The organism is Pseudovibrio sp. POLY-S9 (assembly GCF_001431305.1).
In the GTDB taxonomy this organism is placed as follows: Bacteria; Pseudomonadota; Alphaproteobacteria; order Rhizobiales; family Stappiaceae; genus Pseudovibrio.
This window is the reverse complement of record NZ_LCWX01000263.1, coordinates 61,947-65,058: the sequence shown is the minus strand read 5'-3', so window position 1 is coordinate 65,058 and position 3,112 is coordinate 61,947. Positions and strand designations below refer to the sequence as shown.

The following is a 3,112-nucleotide window of genomic DNA, read 5'->3' as shown; positions in this document are numbered from 1 at the left end:
CAAACCTGACCGTTCTGTGGTCCGAGCATATGCCTAAGGGCTTCAAAGACTACTGCTCAAAGATCTCCATCGAGACATCTTCTGTTCAGTACGAAAATGATGACCTGATGCGTCGTTACTGGGGTGATGACTACGGTATCGCTTGCTGTGTATCTGCAATGCGCATTGGCAAGCAGATGCAGTTCTTCGGCGCCCGTGCCAACCTTGCAAAAGCAATGCTTTACGCAATCAACGGCGGCATCGACGAAAAAACTGGCAAACAGGTTGGTCCAAAAGCGCACCCAATCACCGGCGACGTGCTGGAATGGGATGAGCTGGAACCACTTTACGACCAGATGCTCGACTGGATTGCAAAGGTTTACGTTCAGGCGCTGAACTGCATCCACTTCAGCCACGACAAGTACAACTACGAGCGCGTTGAAATGGCGCTGCATGACCGCGACATCCTGCGCACCATGGCATGTGGTATTGCTGGCCTGTCCGTTGTTGCTGACAGTATCTCCGCAATCAAAAACGCGAAGGTCAACATCATCCGTAACGACGAAGGTCTCGCAGTTGATTACGAAATTGAGGGTGATTTCCCTTGCTTCGGTAACAACGACGACAGCGTTGATGTGATTGCAGAAGACATCATGAAGAAATTCATGGGCAAAATCCGCAATCAGCCAATGTACCGCAATGCGACACCGACACAGTCTGTTCTGACCATCACATCCAACGTGGTGTACGGTAAGAAGACTGGCTCTACTCCGGATGGACGTAAGGCAGGTGAACCATTTGCACCGGGCGCAAACCCAATGCATGGCCGTGACCAGAAGGGCGCAGTGGCTTCCATGAAGTCTCTCTGCAAACTTCCATACGAAGACAGCCAGGACGGCATCTCCTACACCTTCTCCATCATCCCGGGCGCACTGGGCAAGGACGAAGCTGAACGGATCGACAACCTGTCCCACCTGCTCGACGGTTACATGCATGACATGGGTCACCACATCAACGTGAACGTGTTCGACCGCAAGACCTTGGAAGATGCAATGGAACATCCTGAACTGTACCCACAGCTCACCGTTCGTGTCTCCGGTTACGCCGTGAACTTCATCAAGCTGACCCGTGAACAGCAGATGGATGTGATCAACCGTACATTCCACGGTCAGCGCTAACAGCACTGGGCCAACGGTCAGCGCTTATAACGCTAACCTCTCAATCTCCAAGACAAGGCGCGGGACTCAGTCCCGCGCCTTCTTTGCTGCGACAAATCCGCTGAAACGTGCTCCAATTGCTCAAAATGAGTGCGACAGGAGCGCACATGCGCCGAAAATGAATGGCTGTGTTGCACAATTTCATCTTTAAAAACAAGGTCAAAGGCCTTACTTTTAAAGCATTATAAAAAGCAGAAGCGGCCAGAGGAAAAATCCTCACTCCCTATCAAAAACAGGCCGCTCGCAAACAATGATAAAGGACGCCAGCCATGCAAGACACCATGGGCTATGTTCACTCAGTAGAAACAGGCGGAACGGTAGACGGTCCGGGCCTGCGCTACATTGTGTTCACCTCTGGCTGTCCGCTGCGCTGCCTGTACTGCCACAACCCGGACACTCTGAAACTGAAAGCTGGCAAACAATCTTCCGCCTATGAGCTTTTGAAGGACATCTCCACCTACCGCACCTATTTTGAAACCGGTGGCGGCGGCCTGACCGTGAGTGGCGGTGAACCAATGGCACAAAAAGAGTTCCTCAAAACTCTTTTATGGGGCTGTAACCAGATGGGCGTTCACACCACCGTGGATACATCCGGCTACTTGCACGCCAACCTTGATGACGAAACCATCGACATGGCAGACCTCTACCTGCTCGACATCAAGTCCTGGGTGCCAGAAACCTACAAGAAGGTCACCGGCGTTGAAGTTGGCCCAACCCTTGAGTTCGCAAAGCGTCTGGAAAAGATGGAAAAAGACGTCTGGATCCGCTTCGTGCTCGTACCAGGCCTCACAGATGCACCTGAGAACGTCGAAGGCGTCGCAAAGTTCGTCTCCGAGCTTGGCAACGTAAAGCGCGTTGATGTACTGCCCTTCCACAAAATGGGCGAACACAAATGGCAGTCCATGGGCAAATCCTATCAGCTCAAAGACACCCGCGAGCCTTCAGCTGAAGAAACGGAAGCCGCAAAAGAAACCTTCCGCAAGTACGGATTGGACGTGCACTGAAGCTTGGGATTGAAAAGAGTGCCACGCTTCAGCCACAGGCGCCCCAAAGATACCTGTCGATTACATAGGTTCTCCTGAATTTCAGGAAAAAGTCGCCACAATACATTCTCAGACTAGCCCTCGAAAACATGGGGGCTTTTTCATGAAAAAACGAGTTATCCTCGGTGGGCTGGCTATGCTCACCGCAAGCGCATCAGTTGCAGATGCAGGCTTTAATCAAAGCAGAGCGGAAAAATTCGCCAGGAAAAACGAAAAACATATCATCTGCTACTACCTCTACGGCTTGACGAACCAAAGCAGCAAGCAGGACATCGCCAGAGGCGTCATCACGGCTATGGCCTATGCCAAAGGCATGAAGAAACAGGAAGCCATCTACGCCCTGGGCTACGGCTCCGGCAAGATCTCCGCCATTCTGGAAGCCGACCCAGATCACCGCGAAGACCTGATCGAAGAACACAGCAAAGACTGCAAATAACAAAAAGGCTGCTATCGGTGTGATAGCAGCCTTTTGAATTCTCAGTCTCGAAATCCCACTTTACTGAGGTTTTCCAAGCACTTTCAGTACATCATCCCTGGAAACTGCGCCTTCATAGCCCATTTCACTGCGGATATGAGAGACCACCTGAATACGCTCCGCATTGTCCCTGGCAAGCTTACCAGTACCGTGCCACAAGCTGTTTTCAAAGCCGATCCGCGCATGACCACCATGACCAAACGCCAAAGCACCGCACGCCGTCTCAGCCCGCCCAAAGGCGCAAAGCATAAACGGATTGTCCTGCGCAATATGAGCTGCAGCATCGCGAGCGCTAAGGAAACCAAGCAGGTCACGCGGATCGCTCTCCTGATCCTTGGCATAACGGCCCAGCACATAAAGCTGGCTGCCATACCCGGCAGGAACAACGCCCTCACCCA

4 protein-coding genes are annotated in these 3,112 nt (G+C 52.2%); 3 read left to right on the top strand and 1 reads right to left on the bottom strand.

What is annotated here, in order from left to right:
- From PPL9_RS31760 to PPL9_RS30470, 3 genes are all read left to right on the top strand, one after another.
- Positions 1 to 1,157, top strand: a 1,157-nt coding sequence (locus PPL9_RS31760) for a pyruvate formate lyase family protein (protein ID WP_152986888.1), incomplete at its 5' end; no start/stop codon positions are given.
- Positions 1,158 to 1,465: 308 nt separating this feature from the next.
- On the top strand, positions 1,466 to 2,200 hold the full coding sequence (pflA, locus tag PPL9_RS30475; protein ID WP_057466240.1) for a pyruvate formate-lyase-activating protein: 735 nt from the start codon (positions 1,466 to 1,468) through the stop codon (positions 2,198 to 2,200).
- A gap of 142 nt (positions 2,201 to 2,342) precedes the next feature.
- A complete protein-coding gene (locus tag PPL9_RS30470; RefSeq protein WP_057466239.1) occupies positions 2,343 to 2,675 on the top strand; it encodes a hypothetical protein in 333 nt (110 codons plus the stop codon).
- Between the two features lie 60 nt (positions 2,676 to 2,735).
- Here PPL9_RS30470 and PPL9_RS30465 read toward each other — a convergent pair.
- On the bottom strand, positions 2,736 to 3,112 hold a 377-nt coding region (locus tag PPL9_RS30465), incomplete at its 5' end, for a 3-keto-5-aminohexanoate cleavage protein (protein WP_200962395.1).